Raw genomic sequence first — 26,936 nt, 5'->3', positions numbered from 1 at the left:
GTCGAGACCTTTCTTGGGAGCAGGCATGAGCAGGACCGTGCGTTGGGGCGTGCTGGCTACGGGCGGCATCGCCGCGACCTTCACCGCTGACCTGCAGTCGATGCCCGACACGGAAGTGGTCGCCGTGGCTTCCCGTACGGACACGTCGGCGAAGGCGTTCGCCGAACGGTTCGGCATACCGAAGGCGTACGGCAGCTGGGCCGAGCTCGCCGCCGACGAGGAGGTCGACGTGGTGTACGTGGCCACGCCGCACTCCGCGCACCGGGAGGCCACCGCGCTCTGCCTGGAGGCCGGAAAGCACGTGCTGTGCGAGAAGGCGTTCACACTCAATTCCCGGGAGGCGGAGGAGCTCGTGGCGCTCGCCCGGGACCGTGGTCTCTTCCTCATGGAGGCGATGTGGACGTACTGCAACCCGGTCGTCCGGCGGCTGACCGCACTGATCGCCGACGGCGCCATCGGCGACATCCGTACCGTGCAGGCCGATTTCGGGATCGCGGGTCCGTTCGGCCCGGACCACCGGCTGCGGGACCCGGCGCTCGGCGGCGGCGCGCTGCTGGACCTCGGGGTGTACCCGGTGTCGTTCGCTCATCTGCTGCTGGGTGAGCCGGACCGTGTCCAGGCCGATGCGCTGCTCTCCCCCGAGGGCGTCGACCTGAACACCGGCATGCTGCTGGGCTGGGAGTCGGGCGCCACGGCGCTGCTCAGTTGCTCGGTCACCGCCGACACCCCGCAGACCGCGTCGGTCACGGGCACCAGGGGGCGGATCGACTTCCCGCGCGGCTTCTTCTACCCGGAGCGGTTCGTGCTGCACCGGGAGGGTCACGACCCGGAGGAGTTCACCTCAGGGCCCGCGGGCGACGGGCTCAGCGGGATGCAGTTCGAGCAGGCGGAGGTCCTGCGGGCGCTGCGGGCCGGTGAGACGGAGTCGCCGCTGGTGCCGCTGGACGGATCGCTGGCGGTGATGCGGACGCTCGATGCGGTACGTCACCGCATCGGCGTCCGCTACCCGGCGGACAACATCGGCTGACCCGGACGGAGGCAGGGCTTCACGCAGGCGTGAGGCCCTGGTTCCCACCTCCGTGACGAACGATCCCGCGGGATGAAGTGCGCATATGCGTGAATGTCGTGATTGCCACCGGCCGGCCCGGAGCTGCCGGAACCGACGGGGAACGATCGAGGAATCACTCCGCGGAGCCGAACCGGCCGCCCGGCGGCGACTCTTGGGGCGAGAGGCGTACGCTGCGTCGTCATGAGCAACAAAGTGTTGAACCCCGACGTGAGGACGGCCGTCGTCACGGGCGCGGGCTCCGGGATCGGCCGCGCTGTGGCTCTCGCCCTGACGGGCGCCGGTTGGTCGGTGGCGCTCGCGGGCCGGCGCCCCGAACCCCTCGCCGAGACCGTGGAACTGGCCGGGCCGGACGCCCGGGCGATCACCGTCCCCGCCGACGTCTCCCGCCCCGAGGACGTGGACGCACTCTTCTCCTCCGTACAGGAATGGACCGGCCGGGTCGACCTGCTGTTCAACAACGCGGGCACGTTCGGCCCGCGCTCCGTCCCGGTCGAGGAACTCTCCTACGAGGACTGGCGCACGGTCGTCGATGTGAACCTGACAGGGGCCTTCCTGTGCGCGCAGGCCGCGTACCGGCAGATGAAGGAGCAGCACCCGCAGGGCGGCCGGATCATCAACAACGGCTCGATCTCCGCACATGCGCCGCGCCCCCACTCGGTGGCGTACACGGCGACCAAGCACGCGATGACCGGGCTGACGAAGTCGCTGTCGCTGGACGGCCGCCCGTACCGGATCGCCTGCGGGCAGATCGACATCGGGAACGCAGCCACGGAGATGACGGAGCGGATGCAGACCGGCATCCTCCAGGCCAACGGCGAACTGGCGGTGGAGCCGGTGATGGCAGCGGCGGACGTGGCCCGGACGGTGGTGCACATGGCGGAGCTGCCGCTGGAGGCGAACGTGCAGTTCGCGACGGTCCTGGCGACGACGATGCCGTACGTGGGCCGGGGCTGACGATTCCCTGCGCGCCGCCCGTCGAGCCGGGCGGCACGCTCCCGGACTCCTGCTCCCGGGCGAAGCGGGCACCGGCGTCAAGAACCGCCATCGCGCCCGTGGGCCACGGTCCGGGGCGCCGGCCCGCCCCGGGCGGGAATGCTCCGGGCCGGGGGAGAGTTGAGCAGCGTCATGAGTGAGATTTCAGGAACCGAGATCCTGCGCTACACCGCCTTCTCCGCCGACCCGCAGGGCGGCAATCCGGCAGGGGTCGTCCTCGACGCGTCCCGTCTCGACGACGCGGCGATGCTCGCGATCGCGGCGGAGCTCGGCTACAGCGAGTCGGCATTCCTGACCGGACCGGGCACTTCAGGCGAATCGGGCGGTCGCGGCTACACGATCCGCTACTTCAGCCCGAAGGCCGAAGTCCCGTTCTGCGGCCATGCCACCGTCGCGACAGCCATCGCACTCGCCGAGCGCAACGGCCCGGGTGACCTCGTGTTCACCACTCAGGCGGGTCCGGTCCCGGTCACCGTCGTCCGGGAGGGCACCGAACTCCGCGCCACCCTCACCAGCGTCGAACCGCATGTCACGGATGTCGCCCCGGACGACCTGGCCGAGGCGCTGGCCGCCCTGGACTGGCCGGCCGGCGACCTGGACCCGGCCCTGCCGCCACGCGTCGCCTATGCGGGCGCCCGTCACCTGGTGCTGGCCGCCGGAAGCCGGGAGCGCCTCGCCGACCTCGATTACGACTTCGCCCGCCTCGAAGCGCTGATGCACCGGCTCGACCTGACCACGGTCCAGCTGGTGTGGCGCGAGTCGGCGACCGTCTTCCACGTCCGCGACCCGTTCCCGGTCGGCGGCGTGGTCGAGGACCCGGCGACGGGTGCGGCGGCGGCCGCCTTCGGCGCGTACCTGCGCGAGCTGGCGCTCGTCCCGGACGCCGCGGTCCTCACCCTCCACCAGGGTCAGGACATGGGCCGCCCCGGTACGCTCGCGGTCGAGCTGCGCGCGGGCGACGCGCGCGTGCGGGTGAGCGGCACGGGAACGCGTATCCCCGCGGCGCAGTGAGCAGCCGGCCGAGGCCGGACCGCTGACGTCACCGAGGGGCGTGCCGGGCGTGGGCGATGCCGAAGCCCGTGCCCGGCCCTCGGTCGACGCGCGAGGGGGCGGGCGTCGCGTGAGGGAAGGCGGATCAGGACGTCGTCCCGGCGGATCCACCCCGGGACAGCCCTTAGGAGGCCGACCACCCCAGCAGTAAGATGCGGACAGTCCGGTTTCCCCTTTCAGTCAGCCCCTGTGGCGCCGACCACGCCACGACTAGAGAGACTCGTAGCTGATGGCCCAGCAGGCGCGCGCGATCCAGACTCGACGGTCGATCCTGGTGGCGGCCGCCGCCGTGTTCGACGAGCGCGGCTACAGCAGCGCCACCATCAGCGAGATCCTCGCCCGGGCGGGGGTGACCAAGGGCGCGCTGTACTTCCACTTCAACTCGAAGGAAGAACTGGCGCTCGGCGTGATGGACGTCCAGCTGGACAGTTTTCCGCTGCCGCCGCAGCCGACGAAGCTTCAGGAGCTCGTGGACCAGGGAATGATTCTCGCCCACCGGCTCCGCCACGAACCCCTGGTGAGGGCAAGTGTCGGACTGGCGATGGACCAGGCGGTCGAGGGTCTCGACCGGGGTACCCCGTTCCGGGCCTGGATCGACCGGCTCGAGCATCTGCTGAGCGCCGCAAGGAGCCAGGGCGAGCTGCTGCCGCACGTGCATCCGCGTGAGACCGCCGAACTGCTGGCGGGCGCCTTCTCCGGAATCCAGGTGATGTCCCAGGTCCTGTGCGGGCGTGAGGACTTGGGGCGCCGGATCTCCGTACTGCTGCATTACGTCCTGCCGAGCATCTCGACGCCCGCCGTGCTGGCCACCCTCGACATGGCCGAGGATCGCGGCGGGCGGCTGCTCTCGCGGCTCGAATCCGTGCCGAGCCAGGCCGACGCCACCGTGTGAGCTCGTCCGAGTGTCCGGAGCCGCACCGTCCGGCCCGGAATCGCACCCGGGCGGTCCGCGAGGCTCCCCCGGTTCTCCACCCCCGGACCGCCAATCGGGCGCAATCCGTGCCACCGGCCCGGTGATTCCGGGCGGCGACGGAAGTCTTACCTCTGATCGCACGACATGGAGAGGGTGGACCGATGACGGCCGAGCTGCAGGACATTCTGGAAGCGCACGTGGGTAAGGGGCGGGTTCCGGGCGCGGTGGGCCTGGTGGCCCGTGGTGACCGGATCGAGGTGCGGACGGCCGGATCGGTGGACGCCGAGGGCACCACCCCGATGGCCCGGGACTCGATCTTCCGTATCGCCTCGCTGACCAAACCGATCACCGCCGCGGCGGTCATGCTGCTGATCGAGGACGGCCGGATCGCGCTGGACGACCCGGTGGACCGATGGCTGCCGGAGCTGGCCTCGCCGAAGGTCCTCCGTACGCCTTCCGCTCCGCTGGACGACGTGGTCCCGGCGACCGGGCCGATCACCCTGCTCGACCTGCAGACCTTCCGCGCCGGGTACGGATTTCCGTCCGACTTCTCGCTGCCGGGGGTCGCCCCGCTGTTCAGTGAGCTGAAGCAGGGACCGGAACCGAAGGACGTCCCGGCGCCGGACGAGTGGATGGCGACGCTGGCCCGGATCCCGTTGCTGCACCAGCCGGGCGAGGCCTGGCTGTACAACACCTGCTCCGACATCCTGGGTGTGCTGGTCGCCCGGGTCACCGGCCGTCCGCTGCCCGAGTTCCTCGCCGAGCGGATCTTCGAACCGCTGGGCATGGCGGACACCGGCTTCGCGGTACCACCGGCGAAGCTCGACCGGTTCACCAGTTACTACCGCATCGATCCGGACGGCGGCACTCAGCTGGTGGACGCCCCCGACGGGCAGTGGAGCAGTGTGCCCCCGTTTCCGTCCGGTGCGGGAGGACTGGTGTCCACCGTCGACGACTGGCTCGCGTTCGCCCGCATGCTGCTCGCCGACGGCGACGGGCTGCTGTCGCCCGCATCGGTGCGGCAGATGACCACCGACCGGCTGACACCGGCTCAGCGCGCAGCCAGTGCCCTGTTCATCGAGGGCCAGGGCTGGGGCTTCGGCGGTTCGGTCGATGTCGAGGCCGTCGATCCGTGGAACGTGCCGGGCCGCTACGGCTGGGTCGGCGGCACGGGAACGACGGCCCACCTCACTCCGTCCACCGGCACGGTCTCCATCATGCTCAGCCAGCTGGAGATGACCGGACCGACCCCGCCCGCCCTGATGCGGGACTTCTGGCGGTATGCGGCGGGCGCCTGAGGCCATGGACGGCCCGGATCGGTCCGGACGGATCCCCGCTACGCCAGCAGCGTGCCGATCTCCGCCACCTGCTCGTCCCGCAGCGGCCCGTGGGCCGTCGCCCCGGCATTCTCCTCGGCCTGGGCGACCGTCCGGAAACCGGGGATCGGCACGGTGTGCGGGCTGCGCGCCCAGAGCCAGCCGAGGGCGCCCTGCGCAAGGGTGCGGCCGTCCGCGGTCAGGATCTCGCGTACGGCGTCGACCCGCGCGGCCCACTCCGGCGCCGCGGCCCCGCCCGCCCCGAACCACCGCAGCCAGGCGGGCGGGGTGGCCCGGATGTCCCCCGCACCACCGCGCCGACCGGGCCCGTACGCGCCGGTGAGAAGGCCCATCGCGAGCGGGCTGCGGTTGATGCTCGCGAGCCCCTGATCCGCACAGAGCGCAAGCATCTCCGGCGCGTCCTGAAGCACATTGCAGGCGTGCTGGACGGCGACGCAGTGTGCTCCCTCGGCGAACAGCGCGGCGCGCACCGGGTCGTCGGTGCTCCACGCGTACGCCAGGATCAGCCCCTCGGCCACGAACTCCTCGCAAGCCTCGCGGAGTTCGGCGGCTTCGTCGAGCGGAGCATCGGACAGGTGCAGCTGATAGAGGTCGATGCGGTCGGTACCGAGCCTGCGGAGCGAGCCGATGAGCGCCTCGCGGGCGTACGCGGGCGAGCTGTCGCCGGCGATCAGTGTGCGGGTCCGCTCGTCGAAGCGGTTGCCCCACTTGGTGGCGATGACGACGTCGTCGCGGTTCCCCGCGAGGGCCCGGGCGAGAACGCGTTCGCTGTGCCCGGCCCCGTACACATCGGCCGTGTCGAAGAACGTCACACCGAGGTCGAGCGCCCGCCTGATCGCAGCCACGGACTCCTCGTCGTCGACCGCGCCCCAGCCGAGCGGATTGCCGTCCCGGTCCGCCCATTCGCCGCCGATGGCCCAGCAGCCGAAGCCGAGCGCACCCACCTCGGTCCCGTCGCGCCCCAGGGTCCTGTGCCTCATCTCTGTCTCCATGCCACGCAGGCTAGGAGTTGGAGCGCACACGAGGACAAGCACCGGTGTCCGGACATGGCAGGCGCGGGACGGGTCCCCTCGCCGGAACGGACCGGTGAGGCCGACGGCGCCCCCGGTTCCTGACGGTCGATCCGCTATCGGGAAGCGACATCCGCCCCGTGGCAGGGCGGCGACCGACAGTTGAACATCGAGCGACTACGATCACGGGCACCGCAGCGAGCTCAGGAGTGCTGACCTTGTCCGAACCACGCATCGGCGTATCCATCGTGACCATGGGCGACCGCCCGCAGCAGGTCGAGGCGCTGTTGGCCTCGGTGGCCATGCAGGACGTGCTGCCGACCCGTCTCGTCGTCGTGGGCAACGGCTCGCCGCTCCCGGACTTCACCGACTTCCCGGGTCTGTCGGGCCTCACCGGCGGCGTGACCACGATCGAGCTGGACGAGAACCTCGGTTGCCCCGGCGGCCGTAACGTCGCCATCGCGGCACTGGCGGAACTCGGGGACGTCGATGTCGTCGTCGAGCTGGACGACGACGGTCTGCTCGTCGACACCGGTGTGCTGCGCAAGGTCCGGGAGTTGTACGCCGCCGACCCGCAGCTCGGCATCGTCGGGTTCCGTATCGCCGACGAACACGGCGAGACGCAGCGCCGCCACGTCCCCCGGCTGCGCGCCACCGACCCGATGCGACGCGGCCCCGTCACGGCGTTCCTCGGCGGTGGCCACGCCCTCTCCATGAAGATGCTTGCGGAAACCGGCCCCTGGCCGGCGGAGTTCTTCTTCACGCACGAGGAGACGGACCTCTCCTGGCGGGCGCTCGACGCAGGCTGGAAGATCCTTTACGAGCCCGATCTGCTGCTCCAGCACCCCAAGACGTCCCCGGCCCGGCACTCGGTCTACTACCGGATGACGGCCCGCAATCGCGTCTGGCTGGCCCGCCGCAATCTGCCGCTCCCTCTGGTCCCCGCCTATCTGGGCACCTGGACCCTCCTCACCGTGGCCCGCACCCGCTCGGCCACGGGGCTGCGCGCCTGGGCCGGTGGCTTCGCCGAGGGGGTCCGCACCCCGTGCGGGCGTCGGCAGCCGATGCGGTGGCGCACGGTGTGGCGGATGACGATGCTGGGGCGGCCACCGGTCATCTGACCCGGGCGTGCCGACGGGCGCCCGGTTCGCACGGGCGCCCGCCGACAAACTCGCTCAGGCCAGTCGCAGATCGATGAAGGGCACGCTGTCACCCGGCAGCACATAGCGGTCGACCTCGACGAATCCGTGCGCGTGCGCGAACCGCAGCCCGTCCGGGTTGGTCGCCAGGACAACCGTCTCGATGACGTCCGCGCCGAGCTTTCGCGCCTGTTCCAGCCCTCGTGCGTAGAGTTGCGCACCGATCCCCCGTCGCCGGTGAGCGGGGAGCACCCGGGCAATGACGGTGGCCACCGATGCCTCACTCGTGGGCGGCCGCACCGTCGAACAGCCCACGAGGGCATCGTCGAGATAGGCCACCTCCAACCGGTGACGCCGGACACGCTCACGCACCTCGTCGAGAGACAACACGGCAGTGGGAACGATCGTGTTGTGAACGTGCCGCCAGTCCTGAAGCGTGGCCTCGGCGTCCACGCGTTCGAAGCGAAGATCACTCATCGCAGCAGGAAACCGTGCGCCCGGTGGGCCGTCAACCGACTTTCAGCACCTCGGACATCGGTGTCGCACCGGCCCGGAACTCCCGGCGCGGCCTGCCACCGGGAGTTCACACCACCGACTATCGGCCCCTTCAGGAGAAGTGGGCCCGGACGGCAGCGGAATGACGGAATCCGCCACGCCGGTGCAGGACTCGCCGCCGCCGGGAGTTCCGGTGCGGTTCCCTACCAGGAGGATGTGGGGCTGGTGGTGACCTGCCACTGATCGAGGATGCCGTCCCAGTCATGCATCGGCGCGGAGTTCATGGTGGTGTGAGAAGCCTGCTGTCCCCACGTCGTCGCCTGGTCCCACGTCGTCGTCTGGTGCGGCGGGCGATGCTGGGTGGGGTAGTACCACTGCTGGGGCTGGGACGCGGTGGGCGCCTCGGCGCCTTCGACCCGGCGGTGACGGCCGGAACGGTCCAGGGGCTGCGGAGCCTGGGTGAGGCGGCCCTGCGCCTCCAGGTATCGGGTGCGGGCGACGAGGCGAGGGAGATCGAGACCGAGCTCGCCCGCCAGTACGGAGAGGTCGGCCCCGGTGCTCCACGCACCGACCAGGACCGCGTCCACCGCCGACGACGACACGATTCCCTGGGCCGCCTCCTCCGCAACCTCCGGGGTGCCCGGGGCGTGAGGGGGCCACGGAGGTGGAGCCGGAGCGTCATGGGACACCGGCTTCTCCTCCGGTTCCGGGTACAGCGGGTATCTGTCCGCGTCCTCGGGAGACAGCTCGCGCGCATCGGCAGCGTGGTGGTCCAGGAGCGCCTTGGCGATTGCCCGGGCATCGTCCTTTCCGACGGTACGGCGAGCCATGCGCACTTCGCGTTCATGGAGCCCGAGGAGATCCGCGACGGTCCCGTCGCTCCCCAGCGTCACCGCGAACGCAGCCAACGTCCGCATACGGTTCGCCTGTTGCTCGTCGAGGGTGCTCTGCGCATCACGCACGTCCTCGTCATTCCTGAAATAGGCCCGCGCCAGCACGGCATGACGCTCCCACAGCTCCCTCGGTTCCATGTCGGGACCAACGTCCCTCCACAGGATTTGAAGCGATTTTCGGCTCAAAGGCACCAAGAAAGGTGAAACACCATCTAATCTTGCCGTGTCGGACGGTAGTTACCCAAATGGCGGTTGATCGTTACCACCGTCATGAACGCACCCTCATCCGCTACCGCCATCGGCAGGGGCTCGGCGGCATCCATTCCGCACCCCTCGCAGGCCCCACGCCCCTCTCATGCCCGGCCGCGTCCGAGGCCCCAGCTGGATGCGGCACACGGAGCGCGCGCACCGCGCGAGCAGATCACCGGCGCGTTCATGCCGGGTCAGACGTACACAGAGACAGCAAGTGACACACCGCTGTACGCCGAACTGGTGGCAAGTTGGTCGGCATGCGCCGCTACGGTGCCCGGCGCCCCCGACTCCGAATGGCAGCGCCTGACCTCCTATCAATCCTTTCTCTGCGAGGTCGAGTCGGTCCTCAGAGACCTTCGCCCCCACCGCGCCCCCGACACACTGTGCAGCCCCACCGCCCCATCGGCCTACCCCATGGCCCTGAAGCAGACCCATGACGCGGCCGACGGTCGCCCGCACACGAACTGAAGGACGCCCCGCGCGCATGGCGCGGCCGCTCCCGTCGCTGGTCCAGCGCGCCAGGGCCGGGACGGCGCTGCGGGCTCTCGCCGGTGACGGTGACATCGAGCGGCTGGAAGGGCCGGACGGCGAGGAGCTGTTCGGCACCCCGGGCGCATCGCGCCCGCATGAGGTGAGTGAGCCGGTGGAGCAGTCCGCGGCAGCGACAACATCGGGATCACAGGTCCGCCGGTGCCCCCTGTCCGCGGGGCGGACCGGGCGTAGGTGACCAGCACCCGATCGTGAACACCGGCTCATGCTTCGGGGAGAACCCCTGGCAGGCACCCGCCGCAATCCGAGGGGCGGATGCGGGGGTGTGCTGCCGTCCGGCGGGGCCCGGTCCCCCCGGACGGCGGACCGGTGCTTCCTCGGCGCGACCGTCAGATGCCCGCCGCTCGGGCCGCCCGATACACCTCGGCCGCCACATCGGCCAGTTCGGCGGCGTCCCGCGTCGTCGCCTGGAGGTCCAGCAGGATCTCCGTCACGCCCACTGCAGCATGGGCCACCAGGTCCTCCACGATCTGGGCCACGCTGCCCTGGAAGGGCTGCCGGTCCGCGCCGTCGAACGGCTTGGCGCTGTACGTCGCATTGGCACGGGCACACACCTCGATCGGCCTCTGCCTGCCACGCTCGGCCGCCAGGTCCTGTACCCGCCGCCACTGTTCGGCCAGTGTCGAGGGGCCCATGGCCACAGGCATCCAGCCGTCCGCCCGGTCCACCAGCCTGCGGCCGGCGCGTGGGCTGTTCGCCGGCAGATAGACCGGGATGGGGCGAACGGGCTTGGGGCCGACCTCGGCCGGTGCGATGGTGGTCAGCTCGCCCTGGTACGAAACCGGGTCCGGACCCCAGACGGCCGCGCAGACGTCCAGCAGTTCGTCCAGGACCGCGCCGCGCTTCTCGAAGGGGGCGACCGAGGCGGCCGCGTACTCGTCGAGCGACCAGCCGGTTCCGAGGCCCGCGACCACCCGGCCGCCGCTCGCGACGTCGAGCGAGGCGAGCGACCGGGCCAGCTGGAACGGTACGTGGAGCGGGGCGACCAGGACGCTGGTGCCGAGCCGGGCCCGGTCGGTGGCCGCGGCGGCCAGTGTGAGGGTGACCAGCGGGTCGGCGACGCTGCGGTACTGATCGGGCCACGGCAGCCCCGGTACGCCGTACAGCCCCTGGGTGGCCGGCTCCGGAAAGAGCACGCGCTCGAAGACCCACAGGCTCTCGTACCCGGCGTCCTCCGCCGCACGTGCCACCGTGGCCACGTCGCGACCGATGTCGTACTGCTTCATCTGCGGAAGACCGAGACCGAGCGAGACCGGCATGCGTGCACTCCTTCACGAGGACAGCGGGACAACTACCGTATGTCATATGTCGATTGCCTGCGGTCAACAGGGTGGGCGGGGGCTGGTGAATGTGCGCGGCGCCGACGGGCGGCTTCCGGCCCTTGACGGCCGGCCCTGCCGACCGCCCCGTGGCCGGTGACCGCGCGCGTCGCCTCGTGCAGGTTGCCCCGAAGCGGTGTACGGGACGACTCTGGAGGAGGCATCGCCTGCGGCTCGGAGAACTCGGCATCAGGCTGTGCATCCGGAGACGACGGAGAGGTGCCGACCGTGGACGGTCGGGAACCTGTGGGGAAGCAGCCCGACGCGCATGGCCACCGGGCTGTGCCACACACCGCGGACATGCGGGTGGAGGCGTGGTCGCCGACGGCCGAGGGCTGCATCGGTGAGGCGGTGCGCGCGGTCGTGGAGGGGTTCGCCGACACGTCCGGGGCTGCAGTCGCCGGGGAACGCGAATACGCGGTCATGGCGGAGTCCGACGAGGATCTGCTGGTGTCCGTCCTGGAGGAGGTCGTCTACCGCATGGACACCGACGGTGAGATCCCGATCGATGTGGACGTGGGGCCGATCCGGTCCGCGGGGGGCGGCCGGGAGCTGTCGGTCCGCTTCCGCATGGCAGACGTCGGCACCGCCGTGCCGGTCGGTGCCGTACCCAAGGCCGTTTCGCTGCACGACCTCCAGCTGCGCGGTGGCCCCGGCGGCTGGACCTGCCGGGTGACCCTCGACGTCTGAGCCGGGGCGGGAAAGGGACGGAATCATGGCGCTCACGGTGGCACTGGCCGGCGACACCATGCTCGGGCGCAGCGTCGCCGAGGAGCTGCGCCGCTCGCCGGAGCCGGAGACGCTCGTCTCCGCAGGGGTCAGGGAGGCGATCGCGGAGGCGGACCTGTTCGTGCTCAACCTGGAGTGCTGTGTCTCCGACCGCGGGCACCGCTGGCCCGACCCGTGGAAGGCCTTCTTCTTCCGTGCTCCCCCGGCTGCCGCGAAGGTGCTGGCCGAACTGGGGGTGAACTGTGTGACGCTCGCCAACAACCATGCTCTGGACTACGGGTTCGACGCCATGGCGGACACCCGCACCCTGCTGGCCGGGGCGGGCGTCCACGCGGTCGGCGCCGGGGCGAACGCAGGCGCGGCCCGGGAGTTCGCGGTGCTGGAGGCGGGCGGAGTGCGGCTGGCGGTGGTGGGCGTCACGGACCATCCGGAGGACTACGCGGCCGGGGAGAACAGTCCCGGTGTCGCCTGGGCCGATCTCGATGCGGGGGTGCCCGGCTGGCTGACGGAGTCGGTGGGCCGGGCCGCTGCGGCAGCGGATGTCGTACTGGTGACTCCGCACTGGGGTCCCAACATGACCTCCCGGCCGCCGCGCCGCGTCTCGGCCGCGGCGCCGGAGCTGCTGGCAGCGGGAGCGACGCTGGTCGCCGGGCACTCCGCCCATGTCTTCCACGGGATCGCCGACCGGATCCTCTACGACCTGGGTGACTTCGTCGACGACTACGCCGTCGACCCGGTCCTGCGCAACGACCTGGGGCTCCTCTTCCTGGTGACCCTGGACGGCCCGGATGCCGCACACCTGGTTCCCGCGCAGGTGGAGGCGGTGCCGCTGGCCCTGGACTACTGCCATACCCGCCTGGCGGTCGGCGAGGACCGGGAGTGGATCCGCGAGCGGCTGACCACCGCCTGCGCCGAGTTCGGCATCGCCGTCGCCGATCGGACCGGACGGCTGACGGTCGCCTGGAGGTGAGGGACGTGGAGATCGCACTGGTGGAGAAGAACCGGTACCGCTTCCGGATCGAGCAGCGGGAGCCGATGCGCGTGCCCGGGGTGGTGTTCGCCTCGCGGGCGCTGCTGCCGCAGGCGGCGGGGGACAAGGCGCTGGAGCAGGTGGCGAACGTGGCGACGCTGCCCGGCATCGTCCGCGCCTCCTTCGCCATGCCCGACGTGCACTGGGGCTACGGCTTCCCGATCGGTGGGGTGGCCGCCACCGATATCTCCCACGGCGGCGTCATCTCGCCCGGCGGCGTCGGGTTCGACATCTCCTGCGGCGTACGACTGCTGGCCGCCGGCATCGACCGCGAGGCGCTCGGCCACGACCGGATGCGGCGGCTGATGGACATCCTCGACAGCACCATCCCGCGCGGCATGGGGCGCGGCGGTCTGTGGAAGCTGTCGGGGGCCGGGGAGATGGACGACCTGCTGGTCGGCGGCGCTCGCTACGCGGTCGAGCGCGGCCACGGTGTGCCACGCGACCTCGCGCGCTGCGAGGACTACGGCGTCCTGGAGGGCGCGGCCCCGGGGCAGGTGAGCAGGCGCGCCGTCGAGCGGGGCCTCCACCAGGTGGGAAGCCTCGGCTCGGGCAACCACTTCCTGGAGGTCCAGGCGGTCGACCAGGTCTACGACCCGGCCACCGCAGCGGCCTTCGGGCTACGGGTGGGCCAGGTGTGCGTCATGATCCACTGCGGTTCACGCGGCCTGGGCCACCAGGTGTGCACCGACCACGTTCGCGTGATGGACCAGGAACTGCACCGGTACCGCATCCAGGTCCCGGATCGGCAGCTGGCCTGCACGCCGGTCGACTCGCCGCGGGGCCGCGCCTATCTGGGGGCGATGGCGGCGGCCGCCAACTACGGCCGGGCCAACCGCCAGCTGCTGTCCGAAGCCACCCGCCATGCCTTCGCGACCGCTGCGGACGTCGGTCTTGAGCTGGTCTATGACATCTCGCACAACACCGCGAAGCTCGAGACCCACGAAGTGGACGGTGTGGCACGTTCACTGTGCGTCCACCGCAAGGGCGCCACGCGGGCGCTGCCACCGGGCGACCCGGGCCTGCCCGAGGACCTCGTCCGGGCGGGCCAGCCGGTACTGGTCCCGGGGACGATGGGCACCGCCTCGTACGTGATGGTCGGCCTGCCCGGCAACGACGCCTTCCACTCCGCCTGCCACGGAGCCGGCCGGGTCTGGAGCCGCCACCACGCGCTGCGCATGGTCCGCGGGGAGCGGCTTCGCGGCGAGCTGGAGGCCCGGGGCATCGCCGTGCGCCCCTCCTCGTGGCGTGGTCTCGCCGAGGAGACGCCGGAGGCGTACAAGGACGTCGACACGGTCGCCGCCGTCACCGAGGGCGCCGGACTGGCCCGGCTGATCGTCCGCCTGGTGCCACTGGGCGTCGTCAAGGGATGAGTCGGCGCGGACCGGGAGAGATGGGCTCGGCTTCCCCGCAGGCCCCATTCCGTGCGGGTCCGCGACAAACGGCTGCTCGGCGCAGACCCCGCGATCCCGCACGCCCGGTTCGCCGACGAGCAGGCGGGCTCCGCGCCACGCAGCCGTCGGTGTCGGCGACGACGATCAAGGGCCTCTCCCCCGGTCGGAGCCTCTCCCCCACGGCGACGAGCACGTCATCGAAGCAGCCACCGGACCGTGCCGTTCAACGGCCTGCGGCACTCGTCGATCCCCGGCCCGTCCGACACCGTGGCTTCGACGACTCGGCCCCTGCAACCGGCTCCGGCGCCGCACCGGGAACCCGGCCGCGCCACTGGGAGCCGTGCCACGGGGTCCGGCCTGCCCGTCACCGCACGGCGCGCCGGGGCGACGTCCCCATGCGGCAGACCGCCGTCTGCTCGGTCCGCGGAAGAGGCGCGGTCATCGACTGCCGCGGGGCGGCGAGCCCGTGAACGGCGCCTTCGCTCGTGCCGACCGACCACCGGTGGCGGCATCCCGTCGGAGCACGGCGGAAAGCCGGATGCTGACTCTCACTCTCCGTGGTAGAGCCGGTCGGGATCCACCAGGACCACCTCGCCTCGCGCCTCGGCCTCGCGCAGACGCGGGCTGAACCCGGCCGCGCTGTAGCAGGCCGGCCGAGCCCGGCTCACGTCCTCGCCGCGGTCGGCGAGTTCGGCCAGGACCTGGAGCTGCTCGTGCAGGTGGTGCACGTCCATCACCTCGTCCCAACACGCCCTGCCGACCGAGAGCAGGACCCCGGCACGGCCGTGGACCTCGCCGCGGACCACCACATCGACGTCGACCGGCCGGTGCCCCTGACCCCTTGGAAGCGACCCGGCGGAGGCGGTGACGGGTCGGGGGCCGAAGGTGTCCCGGGACGCGAACCCGGTCACCCAGTCCCGGCACACCTGGGCGAAATGTGGCCGGACCACGGCGGATTCGAAGACGGACCGTGCAGACTTCCAGACCTCTGCGGGACCCTGCTGCCCCAGGGCGATGCGGTTGGGGCGTATGACGGCGTGGTCGAAGGCGAGCAGCGGCTCGGTGATGCGGTAGCGGGTCACGCCCGGCCGGAAGGCATCGGGTACGCCCTGGACGAGGCCGCAGTCATGCAGCACGGCGAGGAGGTGGGGCACCTCGGTGGCCGGGCGGTCCAGCCAGTCGGCGATCGCGCCGGGCGTCGAGCAGCCGTCGGCGATCGCGGCCAGGGTGGAGTGGCACAGGCCGCGGTCCCAGCCGTCGGGCTCCTGCTCGATGATGTGTCCGGCTTTCCACAACAGCGGAAGGCGGGGGTTGAGGACGGTCCGGCACACCCAGGCGTCGAAATCGTCGGGGCCGGCCGGGATGTCCTCGCCGGCCGGGTCGTACCGGAAGGCGGTGCTTGCGCCGACGACGGCGTGGACCTGGAGGGCGAGGCGCGGATCGTCGATGTTCCAGAGCCGCGCGCCCTGCCGGAAGTCCAGGGGAAGGATCTTCAGCTGAAGGTCTGCCGAGGTCGAGGCAGTGCCGAGCAGTCGGCGCATCATCGGCATGGCGCTGCCGCACAGCAGCAGCCTCACCCGGTTGGACCGGCCCGCCTCGCGCAGTCGGCGGCAGACGCTGTTGACGGCGGAGGGCAGGGCGGGGCTCTGCCGGACGAGCTCGGGGAAGCCGTCGATGACGACGGGCAGCGGACGTTCGCTCGCGAGAGTCGCGAAGGCGTCGAGCGCGTCCGCCCAGCAGTTCCAGCGGGTCGGCCGGTTGGCACCGGTGTGACGGGCGAGCTGGTCGCCGAGCCGCCGGAGGGACTCCGCCTCCGCCACGTCCTGGGCTCCGAAGTAGAAGCCACCGGTCGCCGAGGTCAGTTGCTGGAGCAGGAAGCTCTTGCCCTGCCGGCGGGGCCCGGTGACGATGGCGACCGCAGGCCCGGGCCGGGGATCGCGGGCGAAGGCGACGAGCGCGTCCCATTCGGCCTCACGGTCGAAGAGCTCCTTCGGCCGGGCAGCAGTGGCGGTGGCGGATCGCACGGGTGGGTTGTCCCCTCGTTCGGCGGCAGCCTTCAGACCCAGTAGACCTCCGGGGTGGCCGCCGCGCCTCTCAACGAGCGGGACCGGGCAGCGTATGTCAGTGGCGGGATGCGGTGCGGCTGTGCGATGTGCGGGCCGATGGTGCCGCGCACCGCGGTGGTCCGGTGTCGACGTGGGTGCCCGAAGGCGCGGTGAGGGGGTCGGGTGGAGAGCGGCGACGCCGTCCGGCGGGCGGCACCGGCCCCCGACGCGTGGACGGTCCAGGGCCTACGAACCGTCCCGGCCGGATCCGGGACGGCCGTGAACGGGATGTGGACACCTGCCCCGTCCGTCGACCGGCACCCCACCGAGGTATCGGCCACGTCATCCGTTCACCCGCATTCATGAGGTGCGGAGGAATGGGTCCCTGGCGCGCCGGGGCGGCGGTCATGGTGGGCTGCGGCGGTGAAGCGTTCGGCGCTCGCGCCTCTGCTGAACGCGAGTAGCGTGGGGCGTGAGGCAGGGCCGGCAAGAAGTCCGGCCGACATCGACGGGCGTGGGCGCTGCGGACAGAGCCGCGAGGGCGGCCGTCCGGCTCGGCCGGAGCAGTCGATGTGGTCGGCCGGCATCGGACCGTTTCCGTACCGCTCGTGGTCGGTGGTGAACCGAAGGGACCGGCTCGACGGACAGCGTGTCCCGGGCGGGCCGCATCCCGCACCGACGAACGTGACTCCGACGGCCCGCAGGAGCCGCGAGCGTGCCGCATCGCCCACGAGGACCGACCGTGGTCGGCACGTTTCCCGCCCCGGGAATCCCGGGTGCAGGCGTCCGGGCCGGGTGTCGCGGCCGGGTTCTGCCGCATCGAGGAGGCTGGACCATGCAGTTCACCGACCGCCCTGACGCGGGGCGGCGACTGGCCGGGCAGCTGACACACCTCGCGGGCGAGGACATCGTCGTCCTCGGCCTTCCCCGTGGTGGCGTGCTGGTGGCGGCGGAGGTCGCCGAGGCCCTCGGAGCGCCGTTGGACATCATCGTGGTGCGCAAGCTCGGCGTGCCCTTCCAGCCGGAGCTGGGCATGGGAGCCATCGGTGAGGACGGCGTGCGTGTCGTCAACGAGGAGGTGATGCGTGCGACGGGAACGGCCGAGGAGGAACTGGCCGCTGTGGAGGAGCGGGAGCGTGCGGAGCTGGACAGGCGTGCCCGGCGCTACCGGGGCAGCCGGCGGCGTACCGGGGTCAGGGGCCGGACGGCGGTCGTCGTCGACGACGGCGTCGCCACCGGGTCGACCGCCCGGGCCGCCTGCCTGATCGCGCGCGGCCACGGAGCGGCCCGGGTGGTGCTCGCCGTCCCCGTGGCACCGGAAGGCTGGACCGCCAGGATGCAGGGCGCCGCCGATGAGCTGGTGTGTCTGTCCACCCCGGTCGGTTTCCTCGGGATCGGGCAGTTCTACGAGGACTTCGCGCAGACCACCGACTCCGAGGTCGTCGCCTGCCTCGAACGGGCGGCAGACCGGCTGCCGGAGAGCGATCAGCTGGGCTCGGCCCCGCAGGATGCGGCACGATCCGCCACTCCGCCCGTTGCGGATCCGGAAGTCGTCGTGCACGCCGGACCGGTCCGGCTCGCCGGGCAGCTGGCCGTCCCGGAAGGGGCCACGGGCCTCGTGGTGTTCGCCCACGGCAGCGGCAGCAGCCGGCACAGCCCGCGCAACCGCTCCGTCGCGACCTCGCTGAACAAGGTCGGCCTGGCCACGCTGCTGTTCGACCTCCTCACGGCGCAGGAGGAACTGGACCGGGCCAACGTCTTCGACACCTCCCTGCTGGCCCGCCGTCTGACCGACACGACTCGTTGGCTGCTCGAACAGCCCGAGGCCCGGGACCTCGCGGTGGGCTACTTCGGCGCCAGCACCGGCGCGGCCGCCGCGTTGTGGGCGGCGGCGGAGCCGGGCTCCCAGGTCGTGGCGGTCGTCTCCCGCGGCGGCAGGCCCGATCTGGCCGGGCCGCGCCTGCCGGCGGTGACCGCACCCACGCTGCTCATCGTCGGAGGCGATGACGAGGTGGTGCTCGACCTGAACCGCCAGGCCCGGGCACAGCTGCGCTGCGAGAGCCGGCTCGCCGTGGTCCCCGGTGCCACTCACCTGTTCGAGGAGCCTGGCGCTCTCACCAAGGTGGCGGACCTGGCCACGGAGTGGTTCACCGGCCACCTGGGGCCTCGCGCAGAACCGGGAGGTTGAGCGTCGGCGCGGCGCGCGGCCGCCGCCGCGCTCCGGCACGGCTGTGCACGCCTCCTGGGTCCCCCTCGATCGAGGCATGCGGCGGTGCGGAATGAGGCCATCTATGCAACCCGGTTGTCTACGCGCATCATTGGGTTGCTTCGCTCGCACAACCATCCTCGGCCGCGGCGTGGGCATCCCCGCTTGACCTGTGCCCGTCCCCGGTCGACTCGCATCTTGTCATGCACTTGTCATTCCTAGGGGAGGCAACACGATGGCTTGCGGATCCACCAGCCTGTGGGCCGGTGAAACCAGCTGGTTCTGCTGCGGCAACGCCTGGGGCCCATGCTCCAGCGCCGGCGGCGGCGCCTGCGGCAACTGCCAGTCCAGCGCACACCACGGCGCGTGGCCCAACGCCTCACAGGCGTGCTGGAACATCACCCGGCCCGACCTCTGCGGCGAGAACATCCCCAGACGCGGCTGCGGTGCGGTGATGAAAGTGAAACACCAGTGCTCGGGCGCGACGGTGTGCATCACGATCACCGACTGCGGTCCACGCACCAAGGACTGGTGCGGAGAGGCGACGTGCTGCAACGGCGCCTGTCGTACCAACCGCGTCCTCGACCTGACCCCGGCCGCCTTCTCGGCGATCGGCAACCTCAGCTCCGGCAAGCTGCCGGTCTACATCTACGAGTGAGGGGGACGGACATGACCGTACGACACGACCGGGCCGACGGGATGCGCCGTCGGCGCTTCCTCACCACTGCCGCCCTCGGCGGCGCGACCATCGTCGGCGCGACGGCGCTCGGCGGCCTCGATGCCGAGGCCGCCTTCGCCGCGGAGCCCTCGCTCGACCCCGCGATAGCCAGGTCCACCTTCGTGGAGGGCCGCATCACAGGCATCACCGGCAGCGTCCTGGAGGTGGCGGGCTCCCAGGGCGGCCACTCCCGGGTGCAGATGACCAACGTCACCAGCGTGTGGAAGGTGCGCGCCACCACGGCCGAGGTGATCGAGGTCGGCGACGGGCTCTACGCGCGCGGCGTCAAGATGCCCGACGGCACCGTGGCCGCCGACGCGGTGTGGGTGAACATCGTGAACCTGGACACGCAGATCCGCGGCATCGCGAAGAACCGTTTGCACCTCGCCCACGGGCAGCACGAACTGGTCGGTCACGTCGCCCCGGACGCCAGCGCCTCCTACGCGGGCCGCGCACTGACGTCCGACCTGTCCCGGCTGCGTATCGGGCAGAGCGCCCAGGTGCTCGGTGCCTGGCGGCCGTCCGACAACTCCGTGGACGTCGTCCGCATCTCCGTCGGGCACTGATGCGGGACCGAGGACACAGAGAGAGGAAGAGATGCTGTCACTGACAACGGGCCTCGCCCCACTGGTCCTCGCGGGCCTGCTCGGGTGGACCGGAGCGGTCAAGGCGTTCAGCCGGGGCACCGCGCAGCAGGCACCGAAGACGGCGCTGGCCCGGATGCTGCGCAGCAGTGAGCGGGCCACGACGGTGCTGCGCGCGACCGGCGCGGGTGAACTCCTGATCGCCGCAGGTCTGCTGGTGATTCCGGCGAACCCGGTGCCGGGGGCCGCCGCCGCGGTCCTCGGGGCGGGGTTCCTCGCCTATCTCGGCTACGGCCGGACCATGGCACCGGAGTCCTCCTGCGGCTGTTCGGCACGTGAGGACACCCCCATCACCTGGCGGGCGTTCGCACGGGCGGCGGTCGTGCTCATCGGCGGGGCCGCGGTGGCGGTGGCGCAGGACACCTGGTGGCCGGTGGTCTCCGAGCGGCCTGCCGGTGCTCTTGTCCTCCTGGCCGGGGCGGCGGCGGTGCTGGTCGCCCTCTCGGCCGACCTCGACCGGTGGTGGCTGCTGCCACTGCGCCGGACGAGGCTGCGTGTCTTCGGGCACCCGCTCCTCGGCACCGCCGCCGGAAACCACCAGGTGCCGGTCGCGGCGAGCGTCGAGCTCCTGGAGAACTCCCTTGCCTGGCAGGCCGCCGCGCCAGTGGTCAGGTCCGCCCTGCTGGACCACTGGGAGGACGACGGGTGGCGCATTCTCCAGTACTCGGGTGTGTACGGGGACGGGGAGAACGCGCGTCCGGTCGCGGTGGTGTTCGCACTCGACGCCACGGCCGGCCGCGACACCGGCGACGACCCGGTCGTCCGTGTCAGCTACGTCGACGCGGACAGCGGGGAGGCGGTGGCCGTGGACGAACTGGGCGCGGTGCCGTCGCGCAAGCGCCTGCCGATGGCGGGCTGACGCCTCGGACTGGCACCTCGGCGCCCCACGGTCCTGAGGAGCACGACGGGGCCGGACCCGCGACAGCCGCGGGTCCGGCCCTCTGCTCCCTACCTGCCGGGCGCCGTAGCGGGACGACCGTACGAGCGGCAGACGAGCCGGGCTGTATGCCGGGGGCAACCGGCACGCTCGCCGGGAGATCTTCTCCGTTACCGTTCGGCGCCGCGCGGTGACGGACACGAGGTGCGGGCGGCTGACTCACCGCTGTCATGCGGTCGCCCGGCGCCATGTCCTCAGCGGCGCCGCTTGCCGCCCCGTCTGCCGTTCCTTCGGTGGCCGCGCTGCCGAACAAGGGCGACGTGGGCCTTGCGCTCCCGGGACACACGCTCGGCGAGTGCCTGAAGGTTCATGAGGCCCTCCCGGTCCGGGTGACCGGAGGCCAGAGCCGCCCGGATGGCCTCCTCGGCCTCACGGCCCTGCTGGCGCAGTACGTGTCTCATCCCGTCGGCGCCGGTCGCCTCACAGAGTTGCAACAGGCTTTCAGCGACCATGAGCAGACTTTCCGGCTCCGTCAGGTCCTCGGGGGAGAGAATCTCCCGACGGGCCAGGAGGCTCAGCGCGGTGGGAGCCAGCGATGGGTCCGAACGGAGACTTCGCAGCAGCCGCTCCCCGTCGTCGAGCGAGGAGACGAGGACGTCCAGCATGGCCTCGGCCCGGGTGCGGAACGGCATGGTCCGCACCGAGTGGACGAGCTGCTCCAGCGCTGCGGGCCGGGCGCCGTGAACGGCGATCCACCCGGCGAGCTCCGCCCGGGCGGACTCGGGATCGTAGTCATCGGCGAGGACGCCCAGCAGGCCGGCCGCCGGGGCCTGGGCAAGCTCACCGATCAGCGGCGCGTCCCGGCCTTCGGCCAGCAGCCGACGACGCACGGAGTCCGTTCCGAGGTCGGTGAGACGGATCAACTCAACAGGACCGGCGCTCAGTTCGGACTTCAGTCTCCGGGCCCGCCAAGTGGCCTCCTCGTCCAACAGGGCGCCGTCCAACAGGGCGTCGTCCGGCAGGGCCTCGCCCAGCGGTCCGGCACGTCCGGCCGGCATCCCCGGCAGCGCGCCGGGCGACGTCTCGAGGTCGTCATCGTCCTCGGCCGGTATTCCGGCCCACCCCTCGATGCCGTTCTCGCTCATCGCGAGATCCGCGAAGACAGGATCGGCCATCCCCTGATGGCACTCGATCGCCCCCAGGCTCTCCAACACACCCAGCACCGTGCGCAGATCGTCGTCGGCTTGTTCGAACCCGATGGAGTCCGCGGCGAAGACGCCGAACAGCGAACGCGAGCGGTGGGCGAGGTGGACGGTGTCCCGCAACGCGGGCCAGGGCATGGGGTACGGCAGGCTGTAGAGGGTTGCCAGTACGTCGGGCAGGATGACGTCGTACATGTCGTAGGCGTCGTACACGTCGGACAGCACGGATTTTCTGTACCTGCCGCCGCGCGCGCCCCGCACCGGGCCGCGCAGCTCGCGGAACGCGTCGAAGGCGCGCCGCCACAGTCCGAGCGGGTCGTTCAGCACGGGCTCCGCCTTGGCCACCGCGTACAGCTTCCCCTTGGCGACTCGTATCAGCCTCGCCGTCTTCGCCCACTCCACAAGGAGGTCGAGGCGCGGCAGATCCGCGGACGAGCGGACCGAGTCGGTGCTGTCTCCGGTGTCCAGTCGCTCCACGAGCTCCCGCGCATCGGACAGCCGCAGCCTGCCGGAGCCGGTGAGCACCCGGCCCTCGCGCCCCGCCCATTCGGCAAGGCCGCGCAACTGCCGCAGGACCGGTGACCGGTCGGCCTGCTCCCGCAGGACGTCGTCGCCCGGAAGCGCGATCGGGAGCTGCGGCTCGGACCGAACGGGCCCGGAACTGCGCAACTGCCGCTCGACGATGGCCTGAAGCACCTCGGGGTCGTAGGGCACCTCTTCGCGCTGTGCCCGCCCCACGAAGTCCTGCAACGCATGCTCGTCGCGGACGTCGACGCCCTGCTCCGCGGCGATGGTGATCCAGAACTTCGCCGTGCCCCAGCGGCTGCGATCGGCCATCGCCTCCGCGTGGCGCGGCGCTGCCGCGTCGACGGCCTCCAGCCCCTCGGGCAGGGACGCCCCTCGGGGATCCGCGAGGTGGACGGCATCCAGATACCGCAGCAGGGCCCGCAGAGTGCCCGGCACATCGGCGGGCTCCTCGTCGGGAAGTACGGTCACCGACCGCGGAACCCAGTCGAGCAGGAACTCCTCGATGTGCCGCTGGTCCCATAGTCCCAGCCTGCCGTCCGGCGTACCGATATGGCGGTACTCCAGTGCGGCTTCGACGACGAACGGATCGGCGTCGATCCCGTTCTCCCGGGCCCACCGGTCGAACCGGTGGACAAGAAGATCACAGGCCGCCGCGTACTCGTTCTCCTCCGCGGGATTGAAGATCATCCGCATGATTTCCCGCTCTTGCCTTTCTCAGGGCTCCGTCTCCGCTGCCCACGCTACCGGCCGTGGGGGCAGGCCGGGCCCGGAGCCGACAAGGCACCGGGAAGAAAAAGACAGCCGAGTACGGCACCCTTCGGGGCCGCCCGCGCGTCGGCGCAGCGTGAGCCTGCGGCGACGGCATCGGAAGGACGGGGTGCACGGCATCCTGGAAGGAAGAGGAGGTGTGCCACCCGGTGGCCAACCGGTTGGGGCCCAGCCGTGTGATCCCTGCGCACGGACGCATCCATGCATCGGGCCCGTGGAAGATGAGTCGGTGGGTCGGTGAGTCGGAAACAGCCCTTCGAGCGGGAGCCGGGCCGAGTGCCGGCCGCATGCGAGCCACCGGCCCGCAGTCCATCAAGGAGTGAACGTTCGTGACAGTGTGCCTCCGCAACGACGACTACGACATGGCGTTCGAGGTAGCGGCGGAGGGAGCTGTGCACGTCTTCGACAGTCCGGAATGCACTGCCCGGCGGTTGTCTCCGGTGTGCACCAACCGTCGGAGCCACCCTCCCGGCCACGGTCTGCAGGCCGAGGGGCAGTTCTTCCGCTGTGCGCACTGCGCCCACCGGCAGAGGTTCGCACAGCCGGTCGATCACACCTGAGCACCCGATGCGCTCGCGAGATTCCGCCCGTACTCCCGATGATCTCGTACGGGCCCTCCGTGCGGCCGGGATCGCTGATGAGCGCCTGCTCCAGGCTGTGCGTACGACGCCGCGGGAGCAGTTCGTCCCCAGCAACCGTGCGGCGGCCGCTTACGACGACGTACCGGTGCCGATCGGCTACGAGCAGGTGACCACGCAGCCCTCGCTGTCGGCCATGATGATCGAGAGCCTCGGCCTGGCCGGGGACGAACATGTACTGGAGGTCGGTACGGGACTCGGCTTCCAGACCGCGCTGCTCGCCCGGCTGACGGCCGACGTGGTGAGCATCGAGATGTGGCCGGGCATCGCCGCTCAGGCCCGGCGCAATCTGGTCGGCCAGGACATCCGGAACGTGGAACTACGGATCGGGGACGGCAGCGGCGGCGTGCCGGACCTCGCTCCTTATGACGCCATCCTCGTGTCCGCCGCATTCCCCGAGGTCCCCGTGCCACTGATCGAGCAGTTGCGGCTCGACGGCCGTCTGGTACAGCCCATCGGGCCGGGAGGGGACGAGGAAGTCATCTCGTTCCGGCGCACCTCCTCGGGGCTGGTCACCGTGCGGTTGCTGACGGCAGCCCGTTTCGTGCGTCTGCGGGGACGGTACGGCTTTCCGTAGCCAGACCGCCAGACCGCCGCCTCTTTCCGTGGACAGGCCGTCGCATCCAGGTGGTGAGAAAGCGGCAGACGGGTCGGGCTGTACGCCGGGTTCTGTTCCGGACGCGAACGCGTTGGTCAACGGAGGAGCGCGGCCCAGCGGGCCTCCTCTTCACGCTGCTCCTGGCCGCGGCTCAGCCGCGCGCGGAAGGCCAGGGACACCGTGGCGATGGTGCCCGCGACCGCCACCAGCGCGACCGCGGACAGGGTGACCGGCGTGAGCAGCAGGAGCATCGTGAGAGCCGCCGATCCCCACCCGGCCAGTACAGCGGCCGCGACCAGCCGGCGGGAGCGCGGCCGGTCCTGCCCGGCACGCAGGTCGATGCAGGCGGGCAGGTACCAGACGTTGCCCGATACGCAGAGCACGGCGACGCCGAGCGCCAGAACACCATGGGACATCGGACAGCACTCTCCTCAGGAGCGGGGCTTGCGGTGGTGGACGGGCTCAGAGGTCAGTGCGGTACGGCGGGGTCGAGCGCGGCAATCTCCGGATGGTGCAGATCGAAGGCCGGGGACTCGCTGCGGATTCGGGGCAGGGCGATGAAGTTGTGCCGGGGAGGAGGACACGACGTGGCCCATTCCAGGGAGCGGCCATAACCCCAGGGGTCGTCGACGGTTACCTTCTTGCCGTACTGAGCGGTCTTCCAGATGTTGTAGAAAAAGGGGAGGAACGACAGCCCGAGCAGGAATGAGCCGATGGTGGAAAGGGTGTTGAGGGCGGTGAAGCCGTCGGCGGCGAGATAGTCAGCGTATCGGCGGGGCATTCCCTCCACACCGAGCCAGTGCTGCACCAGGAACGTGAGATGGAATCCGACCGTCAGCACCCAGAAGGTGATCTTCCCCAGACGCTCGTCGAGCATCTTGCCGGTGAACTTCGGCCACCAGAAGTGGAATCCGGCGAACATCGCGTAGACGACCGTACCGAAGAGTGTGTAGTGGAAGTGGGCGACCACGAAATACGAGTCGGAGACGTGGAAGTCCAGTGGTGGTGAGGCCAGGATGACCCCGGTCAGTCCACCGAAGACGAAGGTGATCAGAAATCCGGTGGTCCACAGCATCGGCGTCTCGAAAGACAGCGACCCCTTCCACATCGTGCCGATCCAGTTGAAGAACTTCACTCCGGTCGGTACGGCGATCAGGAAGGTCATGAAGGAGAAGAAGGGCAGCAGTACACCACCGGTGACATACATGTGGTGGGCCCAGACGGTGACGGACAACCCGGCAATGGCTATCGTCGCGGAAATGAGACCGATATAGCCGAACATCGGCTTTCGGGAGAAGACCGGAATGACCTCGGAGACGATGCCGAAGAACGGCAGAGCCAACACATAGACCTCAGGGTGCCCGAAGAACCAGAACAGGTGCTGCCACAGAAGTGCACCCCCGTTGGCGGCGTCGAAGATGTGCGAGCCGAACTTCCGGTCCATCTCCAGCGCGAGGAGTGCTGCGGCGAGGACCGGGAAGACCAGGAGGATGAGTACGGCGGTCAGCAGTACGTTCCAGGTGAAGATCGACATCCGGAACATGGTCATTCCCGGGGCACGCATGCAGATGATGGTGGTGATGAAGTTCACCGCTCCGAGAATGGAACCGAAGCCGGACAGTGCCACGCCCATGATCCACATATCGGCGCCGACGCCCGGCGAGTGAACTGCGTCGGACAGCGGGGCATAGGCGAACCAGCCGAAGTCGGCAGCTCCTTGAGGAGTGAGAAACCCTCCCGCGGCGATCAGTGAACCGAAGAGGAACAACCAGTAGGCCAGCATGTTCAGCCGCGGAAAGGCCACATCGGGTGCGCCTATCTGGAGCGGCATGAGCCAGTTGGCGAATCCCGTGAACAGCGGCATGGCGAACAGCAGCAGCATCACCGAGCCATGCATCGTGAATGCCTGGTTGAACTGCTCGTTGGACATGATCTGCGTCCCGGGACGCGCGAGTTCGGCGCGCATCACCAGCGCCATCGCCCCACCGATCAGGAAGAAGGCGAACGCGGTGACGAGATAGAGCGTGCCGATCTGCTTGTGGTCGGTCGTCGTGAGCCACGAGACGACGATCCGGCCGCGCGAGGAACGGCCCGGCAGATCGGTGCCGGGCCGAGTCGTGCCCGCCCGAGCCGGCCGGAGACCGGCCGGGGTGCCCTCCGCGTCGACGGTGACGGCCCGCGCGCCGGCGGGGTCGGCCCCGGGGCCGGGGGGCTTGGGGCCATATGCAGGGGCGGCCTGATTGCCCTGCGATTCCATTGCGTCCACCGGACCGTGTCCTCCAGCTCTGGCAGTTCTCCGAACGCGCCCCGGCCGCACGCGGACGGCTCCATGGAGCGGTCGGGAAGGTCCGGCGGATCACGAGGGGACGGACCGGACCTTCCCGACCGCACCATGCTGGTCGCAAGCGGCGACGCTCCCCAGGGACCGACGGGCACCTTCCACGGGGCCGACCGGCCCTACTTCCCCACGCATTCGGCAGCCGACCGGCCCCGCCCGCGCCCGCCTTCGAGACCACACACCGCCGGGCCCTCGGCAGTTG

The 26,936-nt window shown here is 70.9% G+C and carries 24 protein-coding genes; 16 read left to right on the top strand and 8 right to left on the bottom strand.

Going from position 1 to position 26,936, the window contains the following annotated elements; translation table 11 throughout:
- Positions 1-25 precede the first annotated feature (25 nt).
- From ACFU6I_RS02510 to ACFU6I_RS02490, 5 genes are all read left to right on the top strand, one after another.
- Positions 26-1,027, top strand: a complete 1,002-nt coding sequence (locus ACFU6I_RS02510; RefSeq protein ID WP_384360532.1) for a Gfo/Idh/MocA family protein — start codon at positions 26-28, stop codon at positions 1,025-1,027.
- Between the two features lie 222 nt (positions 1,028-1,249).
- On the top strand, positions 1,250-2,023 hold the full coding sequence (locus ACFU6I_RS02505) for an SDR family oxidoreductase (RefSeq protein ID WP_384360530.1): 774 nt from the start codon (positions 1,250-1,252) through the stop codon (positions 2,021-2,023).
- A gap of 171 nt (positions 2,024-2,194) precedes the next feature.
- Positions 2,195-3,073 (top strand): PhzF family phenazine biosynthesis protein, encoded by an 879-nt coding sequence (locus tag ACFU6I_RS02500; RefSeq protein WP_384360528.1) that lies wholly within the window; start codon positions 2,195-2,197, stop codon positions 3,071-3,073.
- A 268-nt stretch (positions 3,074-3,341) separates the two neighbouring features.
- Positions 3,342-4,004 carry a ScbR family autoregulator-binding transcription factor gene (locus ACFU6I_RS02495; RefSeq protein WP_384360526.1) on the top strand — a complete coding sequence of 221 codons (663 nt, stop codon included), beginning with the start codon at positions 3,342-3,344 and terminating at the stop codon, positions 4,002-4,004.
- 182 nt (positions 4,005-4,186) lie between these two features.
- A complete protein-coding gene (locus tag ACFU6I_RS02490) occupies positions 4,187-5,323 on the top strand; it encodes a serine hydrolase domain-containing protein (RefSeq protein ID WP_384360524.1) in 1,137 nt (378 codons plus the stop codon).
- A 38-nt stretch (positions 5,324-5,361) separates the two neighbouring features.
- On the opposite strand, the gene ACFU6I_RS02485 is transcribed toward ACFU6I_RS02490, so the two are convergent.
- Positions 5,362-6,342, bottom strand: coding sequence for an aldo/keto reductase (locus ACFU6I_RS02485; protein WP_384360522.1), 981 nt, complete (start codon positions 6,340-6,342; stop codon positions 5,362-5,364).
- A gap of 248 nt (positions 6,343-6,590) precedes the next feature.
- Here ACFU6I_RS02485 and ACFU6I_RS02480 point away from each other — a divergent pair, with 248 nt between their 5' ends.
- Complete coding sequence (locus ACFU6I_RS02480; RefSeq protein ID WP_384360520.1) at positions 6,591-7,493, top strand: glycosyltransferase family 2 protein; 903 nt, start codon at positions 6,591-6,593, stop codon at positions 7,491-7,493.
- 54 nt (positions 7,494-7,547) lie between these two features.
- Here ACFU6I_RS02480 and ACFU6I_RS02475 read toward each other — a convergent pair whose 3' ends face one another.
- Both ACFU6I_RS02475 and ACFU6I_RS02470 read right to left on the bottom strand, forming a co-directional pair.
- Entirely contained in the window at positions 7,548-7,988 is a 441-nt protein-coding gene (locus ACFU6I_RS02475) for a GNAT family N-acetyltransferase (RefSeq protein ID WP_384360518.1), read from the bottom strand.
- A gap of 221 nt (positions 7,989-8,209) precedes the next feature.
- Entirely contained in the window at positions 8,210-9,037 is an 828-nt protein-coding gene (locus tag ACFU6I_RS02470; RefSeq protein WP_384360516.1) for a hypothetical protein, read from the bottom strand.
- A 598-nt stretch (positions 9,038-9,635) separates the two neighbouring features.
- Between ACFU6I_RS02470 and ACFU6I_RS02465 the strand changes: the two genes are divergently transcribed.
- Positions 9,636-9,878, top strand: a complete 243-nt coding sequence (locus tag ACFU6I_RS02465; RefSeq protein ID WP_384360514.1) for a hypothetical protein — start codon at positions 9,636-9,638, stop codon at positions 9,876-9,878.
- Positions 9,879-10,029: 151 nt separating this feature from the next.
- Here the strand turns inward: ACFU6I_RS02465 and ACFU6I_RS02460 are convergent, their stop codons facing one another.
- The gene (locus ACFU6I_RS02460) at positions 10,030-10,959 is read right to left on the bottom strand and encodes an LLM class F420-dependent oxidoreductase (protein WP_384360512.1); all 930 of its coding nucleotides are present in this window, start codon (positions 10,957-10,959) and stop codon (positions 10,030-10,032) included.
- A 288-nt stretch (positions 10,960-11,247) separates the two neighbouring features.
- Here ACFU6I_RS02460 and ACFU6I_RS02455 point away from each other — a divergent pair, with 288 nt between their 5' ends.
- From ACFU6I_RS02455 to ACFU6I_RS02445, 3 genes are read left to right on the top strand one after another with little or no spacing between them, the layout of a single operon-like run.
- Positions 11,248-11,709, top strand: coding sequence for an archease (locus tag ACFU6I_RS02455; RefSeq protein ID WP_384360510.1), 462 nt, complete (start codon positions 11,248-11,250; stop codon positions 11,707-11,709).
- Between the two features lie 25 nt (positions 11,710-11,734).
- Complete coding sequence (locus tag ACFU6I_RS02450) at positions 11,735-12,718, top strand: CapA family protein (RefSeq protein WP_384360508.1); 984 nt, start codon at positions 11,735-11,737, stop codon at positions 12,716-12,718.
- A 5-nt stretch (positions 12,719-12,723) separates the two neighbouring features.
- Positions 12,724-14,151 carry an RtcB family protein gene (locus ACFU6I_RS02445; protein ID WP_384360506.1) on the top strand — a complete coding sequence of 476 codons (1,428 nt, stop codon included), beginning with the start codon at positions 12,724-12,726 and terminating at the stop codon, positions 14,149-14,151.
- Positions 14,152-14,720: 569 nt separating this feature from the next.
- Here ACFU6I_RS02445 and ACFU6I_RS02440 read toward each other — a convergent pair.
- Positions 14,721-16,196 (bottom strand): ATP-binding protein, encoded by a 1,476-nt coding sequence (locus tag ACFU6I_RS02440; protein ID WP_384360504.1) that lies wholly within the window; start codon positions 16,194-16,196, stop codon positions 14,721-14,723.
- An 856-nt stretch (positions 16,197-17,052) separates the two neighbouring features.
- Between ACFU6I_RS02440 and ACFU6I_RS02435 the strand changes: the two genes are divergently transcribed.
- The 4 genes from ACFU6I_RS02435 (at position 17,053) to ACFU6I_RS02420 (ending at position 20,644) form a co-directional block, all read left to right on the top strand.
- Positions 17,053-18,405 carry a phosphoribosyltransferase family protein gene (locus tag ACFU6I_RS02435; protein WP_384360502.1) on the top strand — a complete coding sequence of 451 codons (1,353 nt, stop codon included), beginning with the start codon at positions 17,053-17,055 and terminating at the stop codon, positions 18,403-18,405.
- A 253-nt stretch (positions 18,406-18,658) separates the two neighbouring features.
- Positions 18,659-19,081, top strand: coding sequence for a hypothetical protein (locus ACFU6I_RS02430; protein ID WP_384360500.1), 423 nt, complete (start codon positions 18,659-18,661; stop codon positions 19,079-19,081).
- A gap of 11 nt (positions 19,082-19,092) precedes the next feature.
- Entirely contained in the window at positions 19,093-19,707 is a 615-nt protein-coding gene (locus tag ACFU6I_RS02425) for a cell wall protein (protein ID WP_345512906.1), read from the top strand.
- 31 nt (positions 19,708-19,738) lie between these two features.
- Positions 19,739-20,644 (top strand): MauE/DoxX family redox-associated membrane protein, encoded by a 906-nt coding sequence (locus tag ACFU6I_RS02420; protein WP_384360498.1) that lies wholly within the window; start codon positions 19,739-19,741, stop codon positions 20,642-20,644.
- A gap of 272 nt (positions 20,645-20,916) precedes the next feature.
- On the opposite strand, the gene ACFU6I_RS02415 is transcribed toward ACFU6I_RS02420, so the two are convergent.
- A complete protein-coding gene (locus ACFU6I_RS02415; RefSeq protein ID WP_384360496.1) occupies positions 20,917-23,079 on the bottom strand; it encodes a hypothetical protein in 2,163 nt (720 codons plus the stop codon).
- A 410-nt stretch (positions 23,080-23,489) separates the two neighbouring features.
- On the opposite strand from ACFU6I_RS02415, the gene ACFU6I_RS02410 reads away from it, so the two are divergent.
- Positions 23,490-23,720 (top strand): hypothetical protein, encoded by a 231-nt coding sequence (locus ACFU6I_RS02410; RefSeq protein ID WP_384360494.1) that lies wholly within the window; start codon positions 23,490-23,492, stop codon positions 23,718-23,720.
- A gap of 7 nt (positions 23,721-23,727) precedes the next feature.
- Positions 23,728-24,375, top strand: a complete 648-nt coding sequence (locus ACFU6I_RS02405; protein WP_384360492.1) for a protein-L-isoaspartate(D-aspartate) O-methyltransferase — start codon at positions 23,728-23,730, stop codon at positions 24,373-24,375.
- Positions 24,376-24,491: 116 nt separating this feature from the next.
- Here the strand turns inward: ACFU6I_RS02405 and ACFU6I_RS02400 are convergent, their stop codons facing one another.
- Positions 24,492-24,812 carry a hypothetical protein gene (locus ACFU6I_RS02400; RefSeq protein WP_384360490.1) on the bottom strand — a complete coding sequence of 107 codons (321 nt, stop codon included), beginning with the start codon at positions 24,810-24,812 and terminating at the stop codon, positions 24,492-24,494.
- Between the two features lie 53 nt (positions 24,813-24,865).
- Positions 24,866-26,662, bottom strand: a complete 1,797-nt coding sequence (ctaD, locus tag ACFU6I_RS02395; RefSeq protein WP_384360488.1) for a cytochrome c oxidase subunit I — start codon at positions 26,660-26,662, stop codon at positions 24,866-24,868.
- Between the last annotated feature and the right edge of the window lie 274 nt (positions 26,663-26,936).

The sequence above is a fragment of the Streptomyces sp. NPDC057486 genome (assembly GCF_042802415.1).
Taxonomy (GTDB): Bacteria; Actinomycetota; Actinomycetes; order Streptomycetales; family Streptomycetaceae; genus Streptomyces; species Streptomyces yanii.
Note: the sequence above shows the minus strand (reverse complement) of the source record. Positions and strands in the feature narration are given on the sequence as shown.